Annotated in this window: 20 protein-coding genes; 8 read left to right on the top strand and 12 right to left on the bottom strand. The window is 69.1% G+C overall.

All coding sequences use genetic code 11. The features are described from left to right. Position 1: 1 nt before the first annotated feature. Together M9M90_RS15940 and M9M90_RS15935 are read left to right on the top strand one after the other, a co-directional pair. Positions 2-418: a hypothetical protein gene (locus tag M9M90_RS15940; protein WP_254834217.1), complete on the top strand. Its 417-nt coding sequence runs from the start codon at positions 2-4 to the stop codon at positions 416-418. Next, a complete protein-coding gene (locus tag M9M90_RS15935; protein WP_254834216.1) occupies positions 418-909 on the top strand; it encodes a periplasmic heavy metal sensor in 492 nt (163 codons plus the stop codon). Before M9M90_RS15940 ends, M9M90_RS15935 begins: the two co-directional genes overlap by 1 nt. Here the strand turns inward: M9M90_RS15935 and M9M90_RS15930 are convergent. The 3 genes from M9M90_RS15930 to pepN all read right to left on the bottom strand — a co-directional run bounded on the left by M9M90_RS15930 (position 906) and on the right by pepN (position 6,880). Then, positions 906-3,428, bottom strand: a complete 2,523-nt coding sequence (locus M9M90_RS15930; RefSeq protein ID WP_254834215.1) for an ATP-binding protein — start codon at positions 3,426-3,428, stop codon at positions 906-908. The genes M9M90_RS15935 and M9M90_RS15930 overlap by 4 nt on opposite strands. A gap of 143 nt (positions 3,429-3,571) precedes the next feature. Then, on the bottom strand, positions 3,572-4,072 hold the full coding sequence (locus M9M90_RS15925; RefSeq protein ID WP_254834214.1) for a response regulator: 501 nt from the start codon (positions 4,070-4,072) through the stop codon (positions 3,572-3,574). A gap of 189 nt (positions 4,073-4,261) precedes the next feature. Beyond that, on the bottom strand, positions 4,262-6,880 hold the full coding sequence (gene pepN / locus M9M90_RS15920) for an aminopeptidase N (protein WP_254834213.1): 2,619 nt from the start codon (positions 6,878-6,880) through the stop codon (positions 4,262-4,264). A gap of 157 nt (positions 6,881-7,037) precedes the next feature. On the opposite strand from pepN, the gene M9M90_RS15915 reads away from it, so the two are divergent. After that, positions 7,038-7,685 (top strand): OmpW family protein, encoded by a 648-nt coding sequence (locus M9M90_RS15915; protein WP_254834212.1) that lies wholly within the window; start codon positions 7,038-7,040, stop codon positions 7,683-7,685. Positions 7,686-7,689: 4 nt separating this feature from the next. On the opposite strand, the gene M9M90_RS15910 is transcribed toward M9M90_RS15915, so the two are convergent. Further along, complete coding sequence (locus M9M90_RS15910) at positions 7,690-8,271, bottom strand: hypothetical protein (protein WP_254834211.1); 582 nt, start codon at positions 8,269-8,271, stop codon at positions 7,690-7,692. Positions 8,272-8,417: 146 nt separating this feature from the next. On the opposite strand from M9M90_RS15910, the gene M9M90_RS15905 reads away from it, so the two are divergent. Together M9M90_RS15905 and M9M90_RS15900 are read left to right on the top strand one after the other, a co-directional pair. After that, positions 8,418-9,536, top strand: coding sequence for an acyl-CoA dehydrogenase family protein (locus M9M90_RS15905; RefSeq protein WP_254834209.1), 1,119 nt, complete (start codon positions 8,418-8,420; stop codon positions 9,534-9,536). 13 nt (positions 9,537-9,549) lie between these two features. Beyond that, positions 9,550-10,779, top strand: a complete 1,230-nt coding sequence (locus tag M9M90_RS15900) for an acyl-CoA dehydrogenase family protein (RefSeq protein WP_254834207.1) — start codon at positions 9,550-9,552, stop codon at positions 10,777-10,779. Here M9M90_RS15900 and M9M90_RS15895 read toward each other — a convergent pair. The 3 genes from M9M90_RS15895 to M9M90_RS15885 all read right to left on the bottom strand — a co-directional run bounded on the left by M9M90_RS15895 (position 10,776) and on the right by M9M90_RS15885 (position 14,430). Next, positions 10,776-11,996 carry a glycosyltransferase gene (locus tag M9M90_RS15895; protein ID WP_371876865.1) on the bottom strand — a complete coding sequence of 407 codons (1,221 nt, stop codon included), beginning with the start codon at positions 11,994-11,996 and terminating at the stop codon, positions 10,776-10,778. The genes M9M90_RS15900 and M9M90_RS15895 overlap by 4 nt on opposite strands. 85 nt (positions 11,997-12,081) lie before the next feature. Next, positions 12,082-12,507 (bottom strand): CBS domain-containing protein, encoded by a 426-nt coding sequence (locus M9M90_RS15890; protein WP_254834206.1) that lies wholly within the window; start codon positions 12,505-12,507, stop codon positions 12,082-12,084. A 132-nt stretch (positions 12,508-12,639) separates the two neighbouring features. Next, positions 12,640-14,430, bottom strand: a complete 1,791-nt coding sequence (locus M9M90_RS15885) for a VWA domain-containing protein (RefSeq protein WP_254834205.1) — start codon at positions 14,428-14,430, stop codon at positions 12,640-12,642. Positions 14,431-14,655: 225 nt separating this feature from the next. On the opposite strand from M9M90_RS15885, the gene M9M90_RS15880 reads away from it, so the two are divergent. Together M9M90_RS15880 and M9M90_RS15875 are read left to right on the top strand one after the other, a co-directional pair. Continuing rightward, positions 14,656-14,985 carry a hypothetical protein gene (locus M9M90_RS15880; RefSeq protein ID WP_254834204.1) on the top strand — a complete coding sequence of 110 codons (330 nt, stop codon included), beginning with the start codon at positions 14,656-14,658 and terminating at the stop codon, positions 14,983-14,985. Between the two features lie 12 nt (positions 14,986-14,997). Beyond that, positions 14,998-16,593, top strand: a complete 1,596-nt coding sequence (locus tag M9M90_RS15875; RefSeq protein WP_254834200.1) for a methyl-accepting chemotaxis protein — start codon at positions 14,998-15,000, stop codon at positions 16,591-16,593. 75 nt (positions 16,594-16,668) lie between these two features. Here M9M90_RS15875 and M9M90_RS15870 read toward each other — a convergent pair whose 3' ends face one another. From M9M90_RS15870 to M9M90_RS15850, 5 genes are read right to left on the bottom strand one after another with little or no spacing between them, the layout of a single operon-like run. Continuing rightward, a complete protein-coding gene (locus M9M90_RS15870; RefSeq protein ID WP_254834199.1) occupies positions 16,669-17,814 on the bottom strand; it encodes a GTP cyclohydrolase II in 1,146 nt (381 codons plus the stop codon). Between the two features lie 3 nt (positions 17,815-17,817). Beyond that, positions 17,818-18,423, bottom strand: coding sequence for a CDP-alcohol phosphatidyltransferase family protein (locus M9M90_RS15865; protein ID WP_254834198.1), 606 nt, complete (start codon positions 18,421-18,423; stop codon positions 17,818-17,820). After that, entirely contained in the window at positions 18,420-18,680 is a 261-nt protein-coding gene (locus M9M90_RS15860) for a Rieske 2Fe-2S domain-containing protein (protein ID WP_254834197.1), read from the bottom strand. Before M9M90_RS15860 ends, M9M90_RS15865 begins: the two co-directional genes overlap by 4 nt. Continuing rightward, a complete protein-coding gene (locus M9M90_RS15855; protein WP_254834196.1) occupies positions 18,677-19,900 on the bottom strand; it encodes an iron-containing redox enzyme family protein in 1,224 nt (407 codons plus the stop codon). The genes M9M90_RS15860 and M9M90_RS15855 overlap by 4 nt, the downstream gene beginning before the upstream one ends. Next, positions 19,897-20,565: a dihydrofolate reductase family protein gene (locus M9M90_RS15850; protein WP_254834195.1), complete on the bottom strand. Its 669-nt coding sequence runs from the start codon at positions 20,563-20,565 to the stop codon at positions 19,897-19,899. Before M9M90_RS15850 ends, M9M90_RS15855 begins: the two co-directional genes overlap by 4 nt. A gap of 164 nt (positions 20,566-20,729) precedes the next feature. On the opposite strand from M9M90_RS15850, the gene M9M90_RS15845 reads away from it, so the two are divergent. Then, positions 20,730-21,149 (top strand): glyoxalase/bleomycin resistance/extradiol dioxygenase family protein, encoded by a 420-nt coding sequence (locus M9M90_RS15845; RefSeq protein ID WP_254834194.1) that lies wholly within the window; start codon positions 20,730-20,732, stop codon positions 21,147-21,149. Positions 21,150-21,151 lie beyond the last annotated feature (2 nt).

Here is a 21,151-nt window from a genome sequence, read left to right as displayed (position 1 = left end):
CATGACCCCGGAACGGTTCGAAACCCTCGCAAAGGCCCACGGCGGCGATGTCGCCCGCTGGCCCGACGTCGAGCGCGAGGCCGCGGCGGCGCTGATGATCGCCCAGCCGGCGCTGGCCCAAGGGGTGCTCGCGCGGGCCGCGACGCTCGACGCGGCGCTGGACGCCTGGGCCCCGATGGCCGTGACCCACGACCTGCGGGAGCGAGTGGTCGCCGCGGCTCCCGTCGCACGCCGCCGGGGCCGCCTGAGCGCCTGGTTCTGGGGCGCGGGCCTGAGCGCGGGCCTGGCCGCGGCCTGCGCCTCCGGCCTTGCGGTCGGGGTGGCGCTCTACGACGTCTCACAGCCTGACGAGGCGTTCAGCGCCGTCCTCGCCGGCTATGACGACCTCTCTATCGCCGAGACTGGGGAGGACGCCTGATGAGCCGCCGGACCCTGGTCATCATCCTGTTCATCTCCCTGGCGGTGAACGTCTTCCTGATCGGCGCCGTGGTCGGCGGGCTGGTTGTGGGCCAGAGGGTTCACCACCAGCGCCCCGCCATGGCCCGCGGCAGCCAGCCCCTGTGGGCCGCGGCAAACCAACTGCCGCCGGAGCAGCGCCGCGCCTATCGCCGGCTGCTGCGCGGCGAGGCCGGAGAGGTGCGCGCCGGGATGTCGGAGGTCAGGGCCGCGCGCATCGAGGCCTGGCGCGGGCTGGCCGTCGACGACCCGGCCGCGGTCAAGCGGGCGCTGAACGCGGCGCGGGCGCGGGAGATGGCTATCCGCAGCGGCGTCGAGGAGCGCATCGTGGACTTCGCCGCGGGCCTGTCGCCCGACGAACGCGCGCGCCTGGTGGAGGGTCTGACCCGGGCGCCCCCGGAACCGGCCGAGCGCGGCCGGATGCACGATCGCCCGCCTGGGCCTGGAGACTAGGCGGCGACGAACCCGGCGGCGCTGGCCGCGGCCAGGCCGGCCTGGCGGATCGGCAGGGAGAAGCTGACCTGGGTCCCCTCGCCGGGCGCGCTCTGCAGATCCAGGGCTCCGCCGTGCATCTCCACCAGCGACTTGGTGAGCGCCAGTCCAAGGCCGGTGCCCTGGGTGGTTTTGGAGTGCTGGTTCTCCACCTGCTCGAAGGGACGCGCCAGCCGGGCCAGGTCGTCCTGGGCGATGCCGATGCCGGTGTCCTGCACCGTCACCCGGATGCGTTCGCCCAGGGGGTCCATGCGGCCCTCGGCGCGGATGGTCACCCGACCGCCGCGCGGGGTGAACTTGATGGCGTTGGAGAGCAGGTTGAGCAGCACCTGCTTGACCGCGCGATAGTCGGCCTCCACCTCCGGCAGGTGCGGCGGGAACTCGACGGTGAGCGTCAGGCCGGCCGCCTCGGCGCGATTGCGCACCAGGCGCACGGCGTCTTCCGAGACCTCCTCCAGGGCCAGGGGCTCGAACTTCAGCGTCATCTTGCCGGCCTCGATCTTGGACATGTCGAGGATGTCGTTGATCAGGGCCAGCAGGTGCTGGCCGGATGACAGGATGTCCTGGGCGTAGCCCTTGTAGCGCTGGTCCCCCAACGCCCCGAACATCTCGGCGACCATGATCTCGGAGAAGCCGTTGATGGCGTTCAGCGGCGTGCGTAGTTCGTGGCTCATATTGGCCAGGAACTCGCTCTTGGCCTTGTTGGCGCCCTCCGCGCGGACCTTCTCCATCTCGTACTTGCGGGCCAGTTCCGAGAGCTGCTCCTGGCTGCGCTCCAGGCTGACCACCGCCTTCTGAAGTTGTTCCTCGTTGAGGCGGCGAGCCTCCTCCTGTGTCTTGATGGCGGTGATGTCCGAGGCGGTCATGACGAGGCCGCCCTCGGCGGTCCTCCGCTCGGAGATCTGGATCCAGCGGCCGTCGTTCAGCTCCGCCTCTCGCACGCCCTTGCGGCCCTCGGGGGATTCGATCTCCTGCTTGATCGCGAGTTGGGCGATGCGGCCCACTTCGTCGCGCAGCGCGCCGGGCTTCAGCAGTCGCGGTTCAATGGAGAAGAAGCTGCGATAATTCTGGTTGCAGAGCAGCAGCCGACCTTGGCGGTCCCAGAGCACGAAGGCTTCCGACACGCTCTCGATGGCGTCGCGCAGGCGGTTCTCGGCGGCCTGGGCGCGGGCCTGGGCGATGCGTTCTTCCGTTACGTCCAGCGCCACGCCGATGATCCGCGAATAGCCGTCCTGGTCGGGTTCGCCGAACGCCTGTCCCCGGGCGTCGATCCAGACCGGGCGGCCGCCCTGGGGGGAGGGCACGCGGAACGAAACGTCGAAGCCGCCATAGACGGCGGCGGTGGAGAGCGCCTGGCGGACCCGCTCCCGGTGGTCGGGAGAGACGCGGTCCAGCACGTCCTGGCCCGGGACGATGCCGCCGCCGCCCCAGCCGAAGATCGCTCCGGTCACGTCGGACATGTACATCTGGTCGCTGGCCAGATCCCACTCCCAGATGCCGCAGCGCGCCGCCTCGACCGCCAAGCGGAAGCGCTGCTCGGAATCGATGAAGGCCTGCTGGGCGTTCTCCACCTTGCGGCTCTGCTGCAGCAGCAGGACGCCCAGCAGGAAGGCCACGCCCAGGGGGGCCAGCAGCCACGCGAGTTGCTCGGCGGTGGTGCGCCGCTCCGAGGGGCCCGAGGGCGCCGAGGCCATGGCCAGCAGGCCGCCGCCGAGCGCGCGATGGACGGCTAGGTCCAGGTGCGCCCCGTCGGGGCGTTGGGCCCGGGTCAGGCCGCGGCCCGCCTTCAATTCGGCCGGCGCCAGGGCGAAGGCTTCGTTGACGTCGCGGGCCTGGGCCAGGCCAGCGGGACCGGTGGCGGCGACGATGCGACCCTGGGGCGTCGCCAGGGCCTGGGGCGGTTCCTGGGTGAGCAGGCCGCGAAGGCGGGCGGGGTCGCCCACGACGATGATCCAGCGGCGGCCCTTGGCGGTGACGCTCGGCGCGGCGACGGCCAGCCTGGGCGCCGCCTGATCGGTGACGCCGGCCCAGACATCGCGGCCCGAGCGCTCGGCGGCGAGCGCCAGGGCCTGCCAGTCGACGTCCCCGGCCGCGCCGGCGATTGCGACGACCTCCTGGTCGGAGACGACCCCCACGGCGGCGGCTGTCCCGCCGGATGTGGCCAGGCCCGCCTCGGCGGCGTCGATGGGCGCCGGCGCGTAGCGCCTCAGAGTCTCGCGAGCTGTCAGCAGGCCGCCGCGCAGGGCCACGCCCTCGGCGTCGACCCGGGCGGCCAGGGCCTCGGCTCGGCCCGCGAGGGCGGCGTTGGTCACCGTGGCGGCCTGGGGTTCGCGGGTGATCCTGGCGACGGCCAGGGCGGTGTAGACGGCGAGCAGCAGCAGGGTCGCGAGGATGGCGATGCGGATGAAGCTCTGCCCGGGCGGCGGGCGCACTCCTGGCGTCGCGTCGCCGGCCTTTCGGCGCGGCTTCGACTCAGCCACGTCTCCGCCCCCGCGTCTGGCCAACGCCCCTCCGCTCCTCACCCAAGGTCGAGTCACCCCCCGAAGCTCGAGTCTACGCGGGCGCGGGCGGGGCGTCACGGGAGTCATTCCGTCACAGACGAAGGTTTGATCCCGCCGCTAGATCAGGTCTTGCGCTGGCGATCCGCGCGGCGTTCTGGGCCCGTGTATTTCGGATCGTCGCGCCGGCGGCGGTCGGGACCGAAATAGGTGGCGCTGCGGACGAAGGGGCGAGCATGGTCGATGACCCAGAGGATGCGCTTCATCAGGTCGGCCGGGGTCACCGGCTTGACGCAGAACTCGTTCACGCCAGCGTCGCGCGCCGCCATCACCCGATCGCGATCGGCGTGACCGGTCAACATGATGATCGGTGTGAACTGGTTGGGGCTGTCGCTGTCGTTGCGCAGCCAGCGGGCGAAGGTGACGCCTTCCTCGGCGCCCATCATGTAGTCGAGGATGACGATGTCCGCCGGGGTGGCCTTCATCCGCTGCTTGCCGCCCTCGATGGTCTGGGCGTCGTAGAGCTGCTCGCAGCCGAAGCCGCGCAGCATCGCCTTCACAAGATTGATGGCGTGGGCGTTGTCGTCGATGATCAGGAACCGCAACCGGTTCAGCGAGACGGTCATTGGCTGGCTGTCTCCTTCCTGAGCCGGGAATACGGTGAAGTCCCGGAATTAACGACAAGATTCGCGCAACGGCAACCGTGGGGACACTGCGTCGGATAGGTGACTCGCCCCGAAGGCGATCCGGCGGATCGCCTGCCATACCCTAGGGTTCGGGGCGTGCGGCCGCCGAAACCGGAAGCCCCTTCCGGCCTAGTCAGCGAGCGCCTTGCTCGCCAGTTCGTAGACGTTCTTGGAGAGTCCATCCGTCCCCGCGATCCTGGCGAGTTCCTGCTTCATCAGGGCGCCCAGCTCCGGCTTGTAGCGGCGCCATCCGCCCAGGGGATCCACCAGCCGCGCCGCGGTCATCGGGTTGAACCCGTCAACGGCGAGGATCTGGTCGGCCAGGAATCGGTAGCCGGCGCCGCTGGGATCGTGGAAGCGGGCCGGATTGAAGTTGGCGAAGGTCGAGACCAGGGCCCGCAGCCGGTTGGGGTTCTTCTCGTCGAAGGCTGGATGGGCCGTGAGGCCCAGCACCCGGCCCAACGCGCCTTCATCGGGATCGCGGGCCTGCAGGGCGAACCACTTGTCGACGACCAGGGGCTCGGACTTCCAGCGTTCGAAGAAGTCGGCCAACGCCGCCTCATAGGCTTCGCCGCCGATCAGCATCAGGGCCGAGAGTCCGCCGATGGCGTCGGTCATGTTGGCCGCGGCGCGGTAGTGGCCGTCCGCCAGTTCGGCCACCTCGGAGCGTGGATTGGCGGCCAGCAGGTCCAGGGCGGCGTTGCGCAGGGCGCGGCGGCCCGCGCTTGCGGCGTCGGGGGAGAACTCGCCGAGCTCCTGCAGGCCGATATGCAGCCGCTTCAGGTCCTCGGCCAGATGCACCGACAGCCGCTGGCGCAGGGTCTCGCGGGCCTCATGGATAGCCGCGGGGTCCGAGGGCTGCAGCGCCAGGGCCAGGTCTGACTCGCTGGGCAGGACGAGCATCAAGGCCTTGAAAGCCGGGTCGGCGGCCTGGTCGTCCAGGGACCGGCCGAGCGCGTGGGCGAAGCGTTCCTCGCCGACCTCGTCCGCCGCTCCGGTGGCGCGCGCCACGATCAGGGCCCGGGCCAGGTCCTGGCCCGCCTCCCAGCGGTTGAACAGGTCGGGGTCGGCGGCGAGCTGGACATAGCGGTCCTTGGGTTCGGCGTCGGTGGTGAGCGTCACCGGGGCCGAGAACCCGCGCAGGGCCGAGATCACCGGGACGGAGTCCACGCCGGTGAGGGTCACCTTGGTTCGCGCGCCCTCCAGCACGACCACGGTTTCATCCATCGCCGATCCATCGCGTTCGAAGGCCAGGGTCCGGCCCTCGGCGTCCAGCAGGCCCACGGTCACGGGCGTGGGCAGGGGGCGCTTGTCGGGCTGGCCCGGGGTCGGGGCGGTCTCCTGGGAGAACTCCAGCTCCAGGGTGCGGGCGTCCGCATCATAGCGTTGCTTGAGGTCCAGCTTCGGCGTGCCGGCCTGTTCATACCAGGCGAAGAAGGCCGAGAGGTCTCGGCCGGACGCCTCGGCGAAGCACTTGATGAACTCCTCCACCGTCGTGGCGTGGCCATCCCAGCGGTCGAAATAGAGGTCCATGCCCTTTCGGAAAGCTTCCGCTCCGATCAGGGTCTTGAGCATGCGGATGACCTCCGCGCCCTTCTCGTAGATCGTGGCGGTGTAGAAGTTGTCGATCTTCAGATAGCTCGACGGCCGTACGGGGTGGGCCAGCGGCCCCTGGTCCTCGGGGAACTGGCGGGCGCGCAAGGCCTTCACGTCCTTGATCCGCTGGACCGCCGCGCCGCGCATGTCGGCCGAGAAGCTCTGGTCGCGGAAGACCGTGAGGCCCTCCTTCAGGCAGAGCTGGAACCAGTCGCGGCAGGTGATCCGGTCGCCGGTCCAGTTGTGGAAATATTCGTGAGCCACCACGCTCTCGATGCGCTCGTAGTCCATGTCGGTGGCGGTCGAAGGTTCGGCCAGCAGCAGGGAGGAGTTGAAAATATTCAGCCCCTTGTTCTCCATCGCCCCGAAATTGAAATCGCGGACGGCGACGATCATGAACAGGTCGAGGTCGTATTCCCGGCCGAACGCCTCCTCGTCCCATTTCATCGAGCGCTTCAGGGCGTCCATGGCGTAGGCCGCGCGGGGGGCCATGCCGGGATCGACGAAGATGCGCAGATCCACCGTGCGGCCGCTCATGGTGACGAGCCTATCCTCCAGGACGTCCAACTCCCCGGCCACCAGGGCGAACAGGTAGCAGGGCTTGGGGAAGGGGTCGTTCCAGACGGCGAAATGGCGGCCGTCCGGCAGGGCGCCCGCGTCCATCAGGTTGCCGTTGGACAGCAGGTGGCGGAACGCCTTGTCGGCCTCGATGCGCACAGTGAAGCGCGAGAGCACGTCGGGACGGTCTGGATACCAGGTGATCTTGCGGAAGCCCTCGGCCTCGCATTGGGTGCAGAAGCGGCCGCCGGACATGTAGAGGCCGTCCAGCGCCTTGTTGGCCTCCGGGTCGATCTCGACCTCGGTCTCCAGGACGAAGGCGTCAGGGACGTTCGGCACCGTCAGGAACTCCGCGTCGATGGTGCGCTCCCCGTCGCCCAACGCCCTGCCGTTGAGCGACACGGAGATCGGCTTCAGCCGCTCACCGTTCAGCACCAGGGGATCGGCGTGCTTGCCGTTGCGGCGGATGCTCAGTCTGGCCTTCACCCGGGTGGCGTTGGGCGCCAGGTCGAAGTCCAGGCGGACCTCGTCGACCAGGAAGGCGGGCGGACGGTACTCGGAGAGCCGGATCGGCTGAGGGGTCTCTGTGCGCATCAGAACGATTTAGGCGATCTGGCCTTCCAGCGCGAGACCGGGCGACGTCCGCACGAATTTCAAACGGATGTTTGAGATGCGTCAAGGCCCGCGCGCGCGCCCTGCGTGATGCCGGGCCCCAAGCGCGGCTGCACCGCGCTGAATGAGGGGATTGAAGATGAAAACCAAGACCTACGTACTCGCGCTCGGCGCCGCTCTGACGCTCGTGACCGGCGCCCAGGCACAGGACTTCCAGCCCAAGGCGAAGGGCCACGTCATCCTAAACACGCGCCTCACCAGCGTTTCGTCGGACGCCGACGACTCCATCGTGACCGCAGCGGGCGCGGCCACCGGCCTGCACGTCGATGTCGGCGATGATGTCATGCCGACCGTCGGCATCCACTATTTCTTCACCGACAACGTCGCCGTCGAGCTTGTTCTGGGCACCACCCGGCACACGATCCGCGCGCAGGGGCCGGCGACGGACGTGGTGGTCCACAAGACCTGGGTCCTGCCGCCCATCGCCACGGTGCAGTACCACTTCGCGCCCGCGGCCCGGGTGAGCCCCTATGTCGGGGCCGGGCTGAACTACATGCTGTTCTACAGCGGGGACGACAAGAACGGCTTCTCGGTGAAGCTTGACGATGGTGTCGGCTACGCCTTGCAGGCTGGCGTCGACGTGGCGGTTCAGGGCGCCTGGAGCGCCAATCTGGACGTGAAGAAGGTGTTTTTCGAGACCGACGCCAAGATCAACGGCGGCGCGCTGAAGTCCAAGGTCAAGCTGGACCCCTGGGTGATCTCGGCCGGCCTCGGCTACAGGTTCTAGGACGCTACTCGGCGGCGTGGGCGGTCTCGTCTGACGACGGAACGTCCGCGCCCGCCGGAATCTCCAGCAGGTAGCGTTCCAGCTTCAGGATGTCGTCGGCCACCTGCTGCAGTTCGTTCGGGGCGCCGCCGTTGCTCTCGTCGACCACCTGCACCACCTGCCGCGCCAGGCTTAGCAGGCGCGGGGCGTTGGCGATCAGCCGCGCCTGGAATTCGATCTTGTGCGGGTCGCGGTCGTACTCCGCGCCCGGCACGCGCCACCCGCCCCAGTCATTGGGGTCGGTGACCACTACCGGATATGTTCCAGGGAAGGGGTGGTTGCGGGTTTCCTGGTCGGTCTGCCACTTGTTGTTGGCGCGCAGCAGCCGCCAGCGGGCGCCGTCCTCGGTAAGCCCGTCGCGATCGCTCTCCTGCTCCGGCTTCAGCTCGTGGGCGGAGAACTCTCGGCCCAGACCGACGTCGTAGGTGACCTTGACGGGCTCGTCGAAGCCCTTGGCCCAGATGGGGACGATCTTCTCGATCACCGCCCAGGCGCCGACGCTCTCGACCCAGACCTTCTGGTTTCGCTGGTATATCGCCTTGGCCATGCGCGGCGTCCCTGACAGCTCGTTTCAGCCGGCGATAAGACCCTGAAATCCTTGACGCGAGGTCAATCTTTCAAAGGTGGGCAGGGCGCGTATGTTGCCCGAAAGCTATTTCAACGACCGCTCGCTAAGGGCGGGGATGGGCGGAAATGAATTTCGATTTCTCCGACGACCAGAAGTTCCTGCAGGGCGAGGCGCGCAAGTTCCTGGCGGCCAATTGCGGAACCGACCGGGTGCGCAAGACCCTCGACGACGACAGTCGGACCTATGACGAGGCGCTGTGGAAATCGGTGGCCGAGCAGGGCTGGCTGGGCGCCGCCATCCCCGAGGAATACGGCGGTCTGGGCCTGGGACACCTGGAGCTCTGCGTGATCGCCGAGGAACTGGGCCGCGCCGTCGCCCCGATCCCCTTCGCGTCCACGGTCTATTTCCTGGCAGAGGCGATCATGCTGGCCGGCAATGACGAGCAGAAGGCCTACCTGCTGCCCAAGATCGCCGCCGGCGAGGTCATCGGCGCCATCGCCACCAGCGAAGGCCCGGGCGTGGTCACGGCGGGCAGTCTCCAGTCCACGGTCTCGGACGGCAAGCTGAACGGCGTGAAGATCCCGGTGACGGACGGCGGCATAGCCACCGTCGCCCTGGTGCTGGCCAAGGAGAACGGCAAGCCTGGCCTGTTTCTGGCCGACCTGACCGACGGGTCGGTGACCCGCGAGAATTTGAAGACCCTCGACCCCACTCGCGACGCAGCCAGGCTGACCTTCAAGGACACGCCGGTCCGGCGGGTCGGAAACGCCGGCGAGGGCATGGAACTGATCGAGCAGGTATTCGACCGGGCCGCGGTCCTGCTGTCGTTCGAGCAGCTGGGGGGCGCCGACCGCTGCCTGGAGATGGCCAAGGAATACGCCCTGGAGCGCTACGCCTTCGGCCGGGTGATCGCCTCCTACCAGGCCATCAAGCACAAGCTCGCCGACATGTACGTCAAGAACGAGCTCGCCCGCTCCAATTCCTATTACGGGGCGTGGGCGCTCAACACCAACGCGCCGGAGCTGCCGGTGGCCGCCAGCGCCGCGCGGATCGCCGCTTCGGAGGCCTTCTGGTTCGGATCCAAGGAGAACATCCAGACCCACGGTGGCATCGGCTTCACCTGGGAGGTCGACTGCCACCTCTACTACCGCCGCTCGCGCCAGCTCAGTCTCGTGGCCGGTGCGCCGCGGGTCTGGAAGGAGCGCCTCGTCAGCCACCTCGAACGTCGCAACGCGGCCGCCTAAGGGACACCGGATCATGGACTTCAACGACACCCCCGAAGAAGCCGCCTACCGAGCCCAGGTCCGCACCTGGCTGGAGGCCAACGCCCCCAAGCAGCATGTCAGCGCCGACCCCGAGGGCGGCGGCGACTCGATGGACGCTTCCAAGGCCTGGCAGGCCAAGAAGGCCGCCGCCGGCTATGCCTGCATCACCTGGCCCAAGGAATGGGGCGGCCAGGGCGGCAATCCGCTGCAGAACGTGATCTTCGGGCAGGAGGAGGCCAAGTATCCGATCCCGCCCAACCCGTTCCAGATCGGCCTGGGCATGTGCGTGCCGACCGTGATGAACTTCGCGGACCAGGGGACGAAGGACCGCTTCGCCGGGCCCGCCATCCGCGGCGAGGAGATCTGGTGCCAGTTGTTCTCCGAACCCTCTGGCGGCTCGGACGTGGCAGCCGCGCGGACCAAGGCGGTGAAGGCCGACGACGGTTCCGGCGACTGGCTCATCTCGGGCCAAAAGGTGTGGACGACCGGCGCCCAGTTCTCCGACTACGGCATCGTCATCGTCAGGACCGATCCGGAAGCGCCCAAGCACAAGGGCCTGACCATGTTCTGGATCGACATGAAGGACCCGGGGATCGAGGTGAAGCCGATCCACCAGATGTCGGGCGGCTCGGGGTTCAACGAGGTGTTCTTCACCGACGTGCGGGTCAAGGACAGCCAGCGGCTGGGCGCTGTCGGCGAGGGCTGGAAGGTCAGCCTGGTCACCCTGATGAACGAGCGGCTGGCGGTCGGTGGGGCGACCGGCGCCGGTTGGTCTCAGTTCCTGGAGACGGCGCGCGACACGCCGGGCCTCGATGGCCAGTCGGCGCTGAAGGACAGCGCGCTCCGCGAGAAGCTGGCTGACTGGTATGTCCAGGCCGAGGGGCTGAAACACACCCGCAACCGGACCATGACCGCCCTGTCGCGCGGTCAGACTCCCGGTCCGGAGAGCTCGATCGGCAAGATCATCTCGGCGGTCCAGATGCAGGATCTGGGCAACGCGGCGGTCGAGATGCTGGATCAGTTCGGGATCATCAACGACTCGGACCTGGCTCCGCTGCACGGCGGTTTCCAGTCCTCGGTGATGTTCGCTCCGGGTCTGCGGATCGCCGGCGGCACCGATGAGATCCTGCGCAATATCATCGCCGAGCGCGTGCTGGGCCTGCCCGGCGACATCCGGGTCGACAAGGACATCCCGTTCAAGGACATGCCGACCGGGCGCTAGGCCCGCAAGGCCACCGGGGCGTCGGACGAGCGGCCGGCGACAAGTTCGCCATAAATCCGGGTCAGACCCTCGAAGGTGTTGTCCCAGCTATGGCGCTGCTCAGCGCGGCGGCGGGCCGCGGCCTTCACCGGGCCGAGGTCGCGTTCGAACAGGGCCTCGATCGCCTCGGCCATGCCAGCCGGATCGACGCTGCGCGCCTGCTGGCCGACGCTCTCGTCGATGAGTTCGGCGATGCCGCCGCGCGACGGCCCGACCACCGGCAGGCCGGCGGACAGGGCCTCCAGCACCACCAGGCCGAAGGGCTCGTTCTCGTTGGCGTGGACCAGGGCGTCGCAACTGGCGATGACCCCGGCCAGGGCGGCCGGATCTCGCTCATAGTCCAGGGGGATCACCCGGGGCGAATAGTGGGCGTCCTTGCCGGCGCCGATCAGCAGCAGGTGATAGGGCTCGCCAAGCCGCTCCACGGCGCAGATCAGGCTCTCGATGTTCTTCTCACGGGCCGGGCGGCCGGCGAAGACCAGCAGCCGGGCGTCGGACTTCAGGCCCAGGCGCTTCAGGAGCTTGGCGCGGTCGGCGCGGGCGGGATGGAACAGCTCGGTGTCGACGCCCAGGAGCTGGACGCTGACCTTCTCGACCCCCGCCTCGGCAAGGCGCGCGGCGATGTGGCGGCTGGGGGCCACCACCCGGTCGAAGCGCTGATAGGTCGCCGCCCAGCGCTTCATGGCCGGGGCCTCGGCCCAGTCGCCGAAATGGATGGCGGCCAGGGCCGCGGCGTCGGTGTGACAGAAGCCGACCACGGGGATGCTCAGCGCCTCGCCGGCTTCCAGCGCGGCGTGGCCGGGCACGAAAATGTCGCCGGCCTCGATGATGTCCGGCTCCAGCATCCGGATCACCGTCTCCCACTTGGCCATGGAGGCGGGCATGCGGTAGCCGTCGCCGAACGGCAGGCGGGCGGCGGCCACGGTCACGATGCCGTGGCCGTCGAGCCCGGTCGTGGCGCCCGGCACCACCAGGGTGTGGCTGATGTCCGGTCGCCGCTTGGCGAGCCAGGCTCGTTTCTGATGCAGGTAGCGCTTCACCCCGCCCGAGCGGGGAGCGTACATCATGGTTGTGTCGATCAGGTGGAATCCGACGCGGCCGGGGGCGCCGAAATGGGGCGCGTCGGACGGGTTCAAGCGGATCAGGTTCTCGGTGTGGGAATCGGTGACGTCAAACACCCGCGCCCTCTTTCTGCACTGTCTTCTTCAATGCAACGAACGGCGGGGCGATTGGTTCGGCCTCGCCGTCCCTGACTCCAGATTATCAGATCGGACGAGTTTGTTCGCTGATTTCTTCGAGAGTCTGGCCCGCCGTCGAGTCCTTCACCCGGCCGGCGATGTCTCCCAGGGCCAGAATGCCCACCAAGCGGTTCGTCTCGCGGTTCAGCACGGGCAGGCGGCGGATCTGGGCGCTGGCCATCCGGCCCGCGGCCTCCCTGGCGTCGTCGTCCTCGAACACGCATTCGACCTCGGCGGTCATAATGTCGGAGACCGGGCTCTCGAAGCTGCGGCCCTCAGCCACGGCGCGGATGGCGATGTCGCGGTCGGTGACCATCCCATGCAGCCGCTCGCCGTCGCAGATCGGCATGGAGCCAGCGTCGATCTCCCGCATTCGCTTAGCCACGGACTGGATGGAATCCTGCGGCCGCGCGATCTGTACATCGCGGGACATGATTTCGCTGACTTTCATGGACGTGCTCCTGGGGCTCCCTACACAACTTGAGAGGGCCGCTATTGGTTGCCAAGCTTCCGATCACCGCTTCGTCATCCGAGAGGGAGCTCGACCGCCTAGCGAGGTGATGGCGGCCCCCCGGCGAGAGGGTTACTCGTTCAGGGATCGCGCGCCCTCGGCGTTGCGGACCAGCTGGACGAACTCGGCGCGCAGGCCGAAGGGGTCCTCGCCGCGCGCGCCCTGGGCCAGTGCGGCCACCTGGGGCCAGCCGAAACGCTCGTCGATCCGCGGATCGCCGCGTAGCTTCTGGCCGAAGCCGGCCACCGCCAGCGCCCAGCGCGCCGGTTCGGGCGCGGAGGCCACGTTGGGGTAGACGTCGGCGGCGCCGATGGGTCGTTCGATCAGGCGGGAGGTCCGCTCGCCCGGCAGTTTGTAGCGCACCTTGAGGAATGCGAGCTCGCCGGCCGGCGCGGGGGCCGGGGTGGGTCGGCGGCCATAGCGCAAGGGATCGCTGGAGGGCGCCGCGCCGGTCGGCGTGATCTCGTAGAGGGCGGTGACAGAGGCGCCGCTCCCGACCTCGCCGGCGTCCACCCGGTCGTTATTGAAGTCCTCGCGCGCCAGCATCCGGGTCTCGTAGCCAATCAGTCGATATTCGCTGACCCGGGCCGGATTGAACTCCACCTGGATCTTCACGTCGTCGGCGATGGGGAACAGCGAGGCGGTGAAGTCGTCGCGGAACAGTCGGCGCGCCTCGTTGAGGGTGTCGACATAGGCCGCCGTCCCGTTGCCGTTCTGCGCCAGGGTCTGCATCATCGCGTCGTTGTAGTTGCCGCGGCCATAGCCGTAGACCGAGAGGTAGACCCCGGTCTTGCGCTGCTCGGCCACGAAATCCTTCAGCTTGGCGGGGTCGGCCACGCCGACATTGAAGTCGCCGTCGGTGACCAGGATCACCCGGTTGACCGCCTTGGGATCGAAGTTCTGGCGAGCCAGGTCATAGGCGAGCGCCAGGCCCGCCCCGCCAGCCGTCGAACCGCCGGAGTGAAGGGCTTCCAGCGCGCAGCGCATCTTCAGCTTCTGGCGGCCATCGGTGGGGGCAAGCACCGCCCCGGCCGAGCCGGCATAGGCGACCATGGCCACGCGATCCTGGGGCCGCAGCTGGTCGATCAGCAGGCCGAGGCTCTTGCGGGCCAAGGGCAGCCGGTCCTCCGAGCTCATGGAGCCGGAGGTGTCGATCAGGAAGACCAGGTTGAGCGGCGGCTGGGCGGCCCGCGGCGGCTCATAGCCCTGCAGGCCGATATGCATGATCTCGCGCTGCGCCGACCAGGGTGAGGGGGTCACCGCCACGAAGGGGCGGAAGGGCGTGGCCCGGTCGTTGGGCGCGACGTAGCCGTAGTCAAAATAGTTCACCAGCTCCTCGACCCGCACGGCGTCGGCGGGCGGCCGTCGGCCGTCGTTCAAGAAGCGGCGGACATTGGCGTAGGCGGCGGTGTCGACATCGACCGAGAAGGTGGAGACCGGCTCGTCGGCCACCCGCCGGATCGGGTTGGCCTGGGCGCTGGGATAGCGTTCGGTCTCCACCCGCTGGCGCATGATCGCAGGCGGCGGCGCATACATCGACGGCGCGGCGGGACGCACGGACTGACCGGTTACGGCCAGCTCCTCAATGCGTTTGTGGACCCCCGCCGCGGCGTCGGCAGCCCGCCCGCGCGGCTGGACTTGCGGCGGTGGCGGGGGCGGCGGCGGGATGCCGACCCGTGCGGCGCCTCGATAGTCGTCACGCTCGGCGACCGTGGAGAAACCCAGGGCCTCGCAGGCCGCCGGGGTCGGCGAACCGTCGCGATAGGCGCTCTGTGCGATGCTGGGCGCCGGCGGCGCCCCGGCGGCGGTCAAGGCCGCCAATGCGATGAAGGATACCCTACGGACCGTCTTTGAACCGGACATGGTCTTCCAAGCTCCTGCCTTGGCCCCTCAAGGCATAGCTTGGCGCGGGGTGTGAGGCGGAATGTGGACTCGGCGGCGGCGGAACAGAGGCGGACACCCAGGAGCTACCTCAAGTGGAGGTTCTCGCCCCGCGCAACATAGGATAGCTTGATTTTCCTAGAGAATTCGCGAAATCGCCGGCCATGCTTAACAATGGCGAAACGACCATGACCCTAGACCGGGCCCATGGGCAGATCTCGAGCCTCCGATCCTGAACAGCTGTCGCCAACCAGCGTCGCGCTCGCCGGCCTGATCGCGGTCGCGTCGCTGGCGGTCGCGGTCCTGGTCGGCGCGGGTCCGCGCGATCCCGCCGAGGCGGCCGGCGTTTTCCCGCCCTGGTGGGGGCGCGGCGAAGCTTTTGGCGCGGCGGCGGACGCCGGCGCGATCCAGGCGGTCGGGTCGCTCTCCTTCATCGTCATCGTGCGCGCGCCCCAGGGCGACGCCGCGGCGCGGCTGCGTGCGGCAGGCGCATTGTTTTCCATCGATCCGGGCCTCGCCCGGCTTTGCGGCGTCTAGGAGACCTCGGTCATGTTCCAATCCATCGACGATCAGCGGCGCTTCGCCGACAAGATCGTGATCGCCGTGCTGTGGCTGATGGTTCCGATCGTCGGAGTGTCGGCGTTTCTGGTCGGCGGGCCATGGCTTGGCCTGGCGCTCGGCGCTGCGGCGTTGGCCGCAGCCGTCACAGTCCTGCGGGCGGTCAGCGCCGAGGGAGCAGGCGTCCGCCTTGCCGCCGCCGTGTCTTTGATGGCGAGCGTCTCGCTGCTGGTGGCCGGGTTCGCGGGTCAGGCCTGGCAGATCGACCTGCACATGGCCTATTTCGCCGCCCTGGCGGCGCTGATCATCTATTGCGACTGGCGCGCCATCGCGGCGGGCGCGGCGGTGGTGGCCCTGCATCACCTGACGCTCAGCTTCGCGATGCCGGCGGCGGTCTTCCCGGGTGGCGGCGACCTTGGCCGCGTGGTGGTTCACGCGGTGATCCTGATCGCCGAGGCGGTGGTCCTGATGTGGGCGGCCTCCAACATCTCCACGCTCTTCGCCCGATCGGGCGAGACCCTCGCCGCGGCGACCGAGTCGCGCAGGCTGGTCGAGGAGGCCATGGTCGCCGCCGAGACCGCGCGCGCCGCCGAGATCGCCGCATCCAGCGAACGCGAGGCGTTCCAATCCGAGGCGGAGCGTGAACGCAACCTGGTGGTGGACGGCCTGGCGGGCGCGCTCAAGCGACTGGCCGGCGGTGACCTGGCCTATCGCATCGACCGGGCCTTCCCCGAGCTCTACGAGATGCTGCGTAGCGACTTCAACAGCGCCGCCGAGCGCCTGGAGACGGCGCTGAGCGGGATCGTGGCCTCGGCCGACGTCATGCGTAACGGCGCGTCCGAGATCGCTTCGGCCGCCGACGACCTTTCCCGCCGCACCGAGCAACAGGCCGCCAGCCTGGAGGAAACGGCCGCAGCCCTGGACGAGATCACCGCCACGGTGCGTCGAACGGCCGGGGGCGCGAAGTCCGCCGCGGATGTCGTGCTGGGCGCGAGGGGCGACGCCCAGACCAGCGGCGAGGTGGTCGAACAGGCCGTCACCGCCATGAGCCAAATCGAGACCTCCGCTCAACAGATCAGCCAGATCATCGGCGTCATCGACGAGATCGCCTTCCAGACCAATCTGCTGGCCCTCAACGCCGGGGTCGAAGCGGCTCGGGCCGGTGACGCCGGCAAGGGCTTCGCCGTCGTCGCCTCCGAGGTCCGGGCCCTGGCCCAGCGGTCGGCCGAGGCGGCCAAGGAGATCAAGACCCTCATCTCGGCCTCAACCGATCAGGTCGGCGCGGGGGTGCGACTGGTGGGTCAGACCGGTGAGGCGCTGAACAGGATCGTGGCCCGCGTGGCGCAGATCGACAGCCTCGTGGCGGAGATCGCCGCCAGCGCCCAGGAGCAAGCCGTCGGCCTCCAGCAGGTCAACACCGCCGTCAACCAGATGGATCAGGTGACCCAACAGAACGCGGCCATGGTCGAGCAGTCTACGGCGGCCAGTCACGCACTGGCGGGCGAAGCCAAGGCGTTGGCGCAATCCGTGGCGCAGTTCAGCCTCGGCGCAGGTTCGGCAGGTTCACTCCGTCGCCGCGCTGCCTGACATCGCGCGCAGGGCCGTCGGCGCCGAGCGGGACATGGCCTGGCTCAGCGGCGCAGGCCAGATGCGCGAGATCGCTCAGACGCCGGAATAGTACCCCGAGGCGCGCTTGGCGGTGATTTCGACTCCTGCGCGGGTGGGCACCCGCTCCTCGGGCAGGGCGACCTGGCGCATGATTTCAATACCCGCCTCGGTCAAGGCCGCGGCCTTCAGGTTGCTCATGGATATCCAGCGGTCGATGCGCGTCAGGCCCAGCCAATGGAGCACGTCGACCGACAGCGCCTGGAACCGCATGTCGCAGACCCCAGCCACCTCGATGGTGCGGTCGAAATAGGCTTCAGCGCGGTCGCCGCCTTCGGCGCGGGCGCGGGCGTTGTAGACCAACAGCTTGACCACTTCGCCGAGCGCCCGGCCTTCCTTGCGGTTATAGACCACCACCCCGAGCCCGCCCGCCTGGGCCATGCGGACCGCTTCCTCCACCCCCAGCGCCAGATAGGGCCGGCAGGTGCACAGGTCGGAGCCGAAGACATCGGAGCCGCCGCACTCGTCGTGGACGCGACAGGATATCCTGCGGTCGGTCGCGCGCAGCAGGGCCGGGTCGCCGAACAGATAGACGCTGGTCCCCCCGATGGGCGGCATGAAGACCTTGCGCTCCGCGTCGGTCTTGAGCGCCGGATACATGCCGTCGGTACAGCGGAACAGGGCCTCGCGCAGGGCGCTTTCGGCGAGGCCGAAGCGGGCGGCGACGCCGGGCAGCCACCAGACGGGCTCGATGGCGATCTTGGTCACCGCCATGTCGCCGGCCCGGGTCAGGACGCGCCCGTCGGGACGCAGGCGGCCCAGGTCGACGGCGTCGTTGATCTCCGCCATTCGCAGGTTTCCCGCCGTCACCGCGATGCTGGGGCGGATATCGAGGCCGGCCTCGAGCTCGGGCGCGAAGACCTCGGCGACCCGGTGGCCCCAGGGGTCCAGCGTCACGATCTTGCCGGGATCGGACCATTGCGTGAAGGGTCCGATCCCGACGCTGGGCGCCGTGCCGTCGAGGTTCGGTCGATGACGGGCCGACAAGGCGCCGGTGGCCACGGCCAGGGCCTGGTAGACGCTGAAGGTCGCGGCGTGCACGCCGATGGCGTTGCGCGCGCTGCCGGCGTCGAGGCCGGCCACTACCGGACCACGCAGTCGCGGCTCGCGCGCACCCCAGGAGATCACGGGCGGACAGGTCATCGCCTATTCCTTCATCTGGAAGGCAGGACTGGGTGGGGAAAGGCCGTGGGCGGCGTCCAGATCCTGGCCGCCGCGCAGGATGTAAAGGACCTGCTCGAGGCGGCTGAAGGCCACCAGGATCGCCGCGGCGGGAAGCCAGGCTTCGGAGCCCGTCAAGGCCATCAGCGGCCAGAGGCAGAACAGCAGCACGGCCCCGGCCTTGGCCGACCAGAAGTGGAACATCAGGAACCGGCGCCGCAGTAACCAAGAGGCGGCGAGATAGGCGAGCGGGCCGCCGAACAGCATCGCCAGCGCAATGGGGTGGCGCTCGGCGATCCCTGGGTAGGCCAGGATCAAGAAGCCCAGGATCCCCAGGGAAAAGACATTGTCGACGGCGGCGTCGAGCTGGGCGCCGAAGGCCGAGGCCCGGCCGCTGCGCCGCGCCAGCCAGCCGTCGATCAGGTCGGTGGAGGCCGCCAAGCCATAGACGGCGAGCGCCGCCAGGTCCTGGCCCGCCGCCAGCAGGGCGAAGATCGGCAGGACCAGCAGCCCCCGGGCCAGGGTCACGAGATTGGCCAGCTTCAGGGCTCCGCCCTCGGCCAGGACTCGCCGCCAGAGGGGAGCGGTCACGACACGGCCCCCGGCTGTTCGTCCAGACGGATGGTCGAGGGCTGGGCGAGGAGCTGGGCGATCTTGAAGACGCCGTGATGCAGCGGGCAGACGATCTCGTCATCGCCGTTGACGACCCCGAACTTCAGCGGACCGCCGCGATGCGGGCAGCGGTTTAGGACCAGATAGAGACGGTCGGCGTGTCCCAACAGGAAGTACTCCTGCCCGTCGCGATAGATGGGCGGCAGGTCGGCGCCGATCCAGCTCGCGGCCGTCACGTCGCCGCTCCCGCGATCCGCCCGAGCGCGCCGGTGGGGAATGCCGCGAAGGCCGCGCCGCCCAGGAGCAGGCCCAACCCGCCCACCTGGATGCGTGCGGCTTCCCCGAGATCGGCCGCCGCCCCGGGCGAGATCGCCTGGCCCAGCGGCGCGAGATCGGGCGGGGCGTAGACCGCCAGGCCCGCGGCGGCCGCGGCGTCGAAGGCCTGACTGACCGCGAGCATGTGCGCCCCGGCCCGGGAGAAGGCGGCGCGGGTCAGTTCCGCGCCGGCGACGATCTCGGCCCCCACCTCCTCGCCATAGGTCTCGACCAGGGGCAGGGCCACCTCGTCGATCACCATGCGCGTATGGTGCAGGTCGATATGGGCGTGCTCGGCGAAATAGCGGGCGTCCACGTCGGGGTGGTGCTCCTTCAGGTACCGCGCGTGGTCGCGGGTGGAGCGCTGGTAGGCGGTCTCGGCGAACATCAGGAACCCGACCTGCAGGAAGAAATTCCGCGGGTTCTGGAACAGGTGGTGGATGGTGTTGTGCAGCTCCAGGGCGGCGGTGTCGAAGAACGGCCAGTAGGCGTTGTAGGTGTCCGACAGGCCGAAACCGCGCATCACGGCGCGATAGAGCACGCTGTGCTTGCGGCCATGAGCGCCGTATCCGAACTCGTCGATCAGGATGCGGAACAGGGCCGACTGAGGGGCGCCGAACTCGCCCACCACGCCGAGCGCCGAGGCTGAGGCCTCCGCCAGCAGGTCGGCCGAGGACTGGATCAGGAAGTTCCGGTAGTGGTGTTCGCGGTTCGGATTGGTCCGCAGCCAGGCGGTGAAAGCGTCCTCCGGGCGCTCGCGCAACTCGGGCAGGAGGGCTGTGGCGTAGGCGGCCAAATCGCGTCCGACCGCAGCCTGCCTGGCCGCCTCGACCATCGGTGCGACCAGCTCGGCCTCCAGCCCGGCGCGCAGGACCTCCAGCCGGGCCATCTCGACGGGATCGTAGTGACGGCGCAGTCGCCGCAGGACCGAGCCGCCGGCGGCGTCGTCGGGCAGCAGCATGTAGCGCGCCTGGTAGGCCCGCATCAGGGCCTGGTGCTTGGCGTGGCGCAGCCGGGCCGGATCGTCGTCCCACCCCGGTTCGCCCGCGTCGATGCGCAGGTCCCAGGCCGGGGGCGGATCGGCGCCCGTGCGGACGGCGAGGTGTCCGCCGATCTCCTCGATTTGCGGCGCGCCGATCATGCCGCCGCCTGCAGGGGACGATAGATGGAGACCCCGACCCCGCTCTTCACGAACCAGTCGGTAAGCTGCCAGCGCGAGAGCGAAAGGGGCGAGGCGCCGGCCTCGGCGCGCAGGAAGGTCGGAGCGTCGGCCGAGCCGGAGATCACCGGGATGTGCTTGATGACGATCTGCGTGACCATCTCCGCCTCGAACAGGCTGTGAAGCAGGCGCGAACCGCCCTCGGCCATCAGGGTGCGGACGCCGCGGGCGTGGAGCAGGGCCATGAGGGCGGCCAGGTCGACCCGGTCCTCGCCGCAACGGACCACCTCGACGTTCGGCTTGGAGATGAGCGCCTCGACGGCCTCGTCTGTGGCCTGGTTCGACACCGCCACCAGTGTGGGCCGCCCGTCGTTCAGCAGCCGGGAGTCCGGGGGAAGACGACCCATCGAAGCCGGGACCACGCGTAACGGGTTGCGGCCCTCCGCATAGCGGACGGTGAGTTCGGGATCATCGCTCCGGACCGTGCCGGCCCCGACCATGATGGCGTCATGCCGGGCGCGTTGGGCGTGGAACCAGGCCCGCAGATCGTCTCCATAGAAGGCGAAGAGGTCCTTGCTGGACGCCCCCGGGCCCAGGGACAATTTTCCATCGATGGTCAGTTCGGACAGGGTTGTGATTTCGAGCATCGGCCTCTCGCGACGATGGCTGTTTTTGGGCCTGTCGCTACTGCAATGCTTGGTCGGGGGGTTCGTTGCGGCACGCACGCTTCGAAATTTACCTCCGCCCGACTGTCGGCTGGGTGCGCGCTGGTTCGTCCTGAGAGACGGACAAGCCCCGAAAGGAGATTCCCATGTCGGACGTCATCGATCCCAAGGCCCCCGCCGCCGTCGAGGTGAAGGGCGGCGTGGTTCCGTATCTGAGCCTCGACGGCGCCGTTAAGGCGGCGGCCTTCTACGAGAAGGCGTTCGGCGCGACCATCGCCGCCCAGTATCCGCCCGACGAGAACGGCCGGACCATGCACATCCACCTCTACATCAATGGCGGCTCGCTGATGCTGAGCGACGGCTACCCCGAGCATGGTCAGCCGGCGCTGCCGGCGCAGGGCTACACTCTCATGCTTCCCGTCGCGGACATCCAGGCCTGGTACAGTCGCGCCGTCGACGCCGGCGCCGAGGCGACGGTCAAGCCCGAGAAGATGTTCTGGGGCGACGTCTACGGAGAGGTCCGGGACCCGTTCGGCGTCACCTGGTCGATGAACCAGCAGGCTTGATG

This window comes from Phenylobacterium sp. LH3H17 (assembly GCF_024298925.1).
Classification (GTDB): Bacteria; Pseudomonadota; Alphaproteobacteria; order Caulobacterales; family Caulobacteraceae; genus Phenylobacterium.
The sequence above is the reverse complement of the archived record's forward strand: the minus strand, read 5'-3'. Positions and strand labels throughout refer to the sequence as shown.

What these genes read in the sequence shown, in the direction of transcription:
- M9M90_RS15940 (WP_254834217.1), top strand. Translation starts at nt 2, where the DNA reads ATGACCCCGGAACGGTTCGAAACCCTCGCAAAGGCCCACGGCGGCGAT.
- M9M90_RS15935 (WP_254834216.1), top strand. Translation starts at nt 418, where the DNA reads ATGAGCCGCCGGACCCTGGTCATCATCCTGTTCATCTCCCTGGCGGTG.
- M9M90_RS15925 (WP_254834214.1), bottom strand. Translation starts at nt 4,072, where the DNA reads ATGACCGTCTCGCTGAACCGGTTGCGGTTCCTGATCATCGACGACAAC.
- pepN (WP_254834213.1), bottom strand. Translation starts at nt 6,880, where the DNA reads ATGCGCACAGAGACCCCTCAGCCGATCCGGCTCTCCGAGTACCGTCCG.
- M9M90_RS15915 (WP_254834212.1), top strand. Translation starts at nt 7,038, where the DNA reads ATGAAAACCAAGACCTACGTACTCGCGCTCGGCGCCGCTCTGACGCTC.
- M9M90_RS15910 (WP_254834211.1), bottom strand. Translation starts at nt 8,271, where the DNA reads ATGGCCAAGGCGATATACCAGCGAAACCAGAAGGTCTGGGTCGAGAGC.
- M9M90_RS15905 (WP_254834209.1), top strand. Translation starts at nt 8,418, where the DNA reads ATGAATTTCGATTTCTCCGACGACCAGAAGTTCCTGCAGGGCGAGGCG.
- M9M90_RS15900 (WP_254834207.1), top strand. Translation starts at nt 9,550, where the DNA reads ATGGACTTCAACGACACCCCCGAAGAAGCCGCCTACCGAGCCCAGGTC.
- M9M90_RS15890 (WP_254834206.1), bottom strand. Translation starts at nt 12,507, where the DNA reads ATGAAAGTCAGCGAAATCATGTCCCGCGATGTACAGATCGCGCGGCCG.
- M9M90_RS15885 (WP_254834205.1), bottom strand. Translation starts at nt 14,430, where the DNA reads ATGTCCGGTTCAAAGACGGTCCGTAGGGTATCCTTCATCGCATTGGCG.
- M9M90_RS15880 (WP_254834204.1), top strand. Translation starts at nt 14,656, where the DNA reads ATGGGCAGATCTCGAGCCTCCGATCCTGAACAGCTGTCGCCAACCAGC.
- M9M90_RS15875 (WP_254834200.1), top strand. Translation starts at nt 14,998, where the DNA reads ATGTTCCAATCCATCGACGATCAGCGGCGCTTCGCCGACAAGATCGTG.
- M9M90_RS15870 (WP_254834199.1), bottom strand. Translation starts at nt 17,814, where the DNA reads ATGACCTGTCCGCCCGTGATCTCCTGGGGTGCGCGCGAGCCGCGACTG.
- M9M90_RS15855 (WP_254834196.1), bottom strand. Translation starts at nt 19,900, where the DNA reads ATGATCGGCGCGCCGCAAATCGAGGAGATCGGCGGACACCTCGCCGTC.
- M9M90_RS15850 (WP_254834195.1), bottom strand. Translation starts at nt 20,565, where the DNA reads ATGCTCGAAATCACAACCCTGTCCGAACTGACCATCGATGGAAAATTG.
- M9M90_RS15845 (WP_254834194.1), top strand. Translation starts at nt 20,730, where the DNA reads ATGTCGGACGTCATCGATCCCAAGGCCCCCGCCGCCGTCGAGGTGAAG.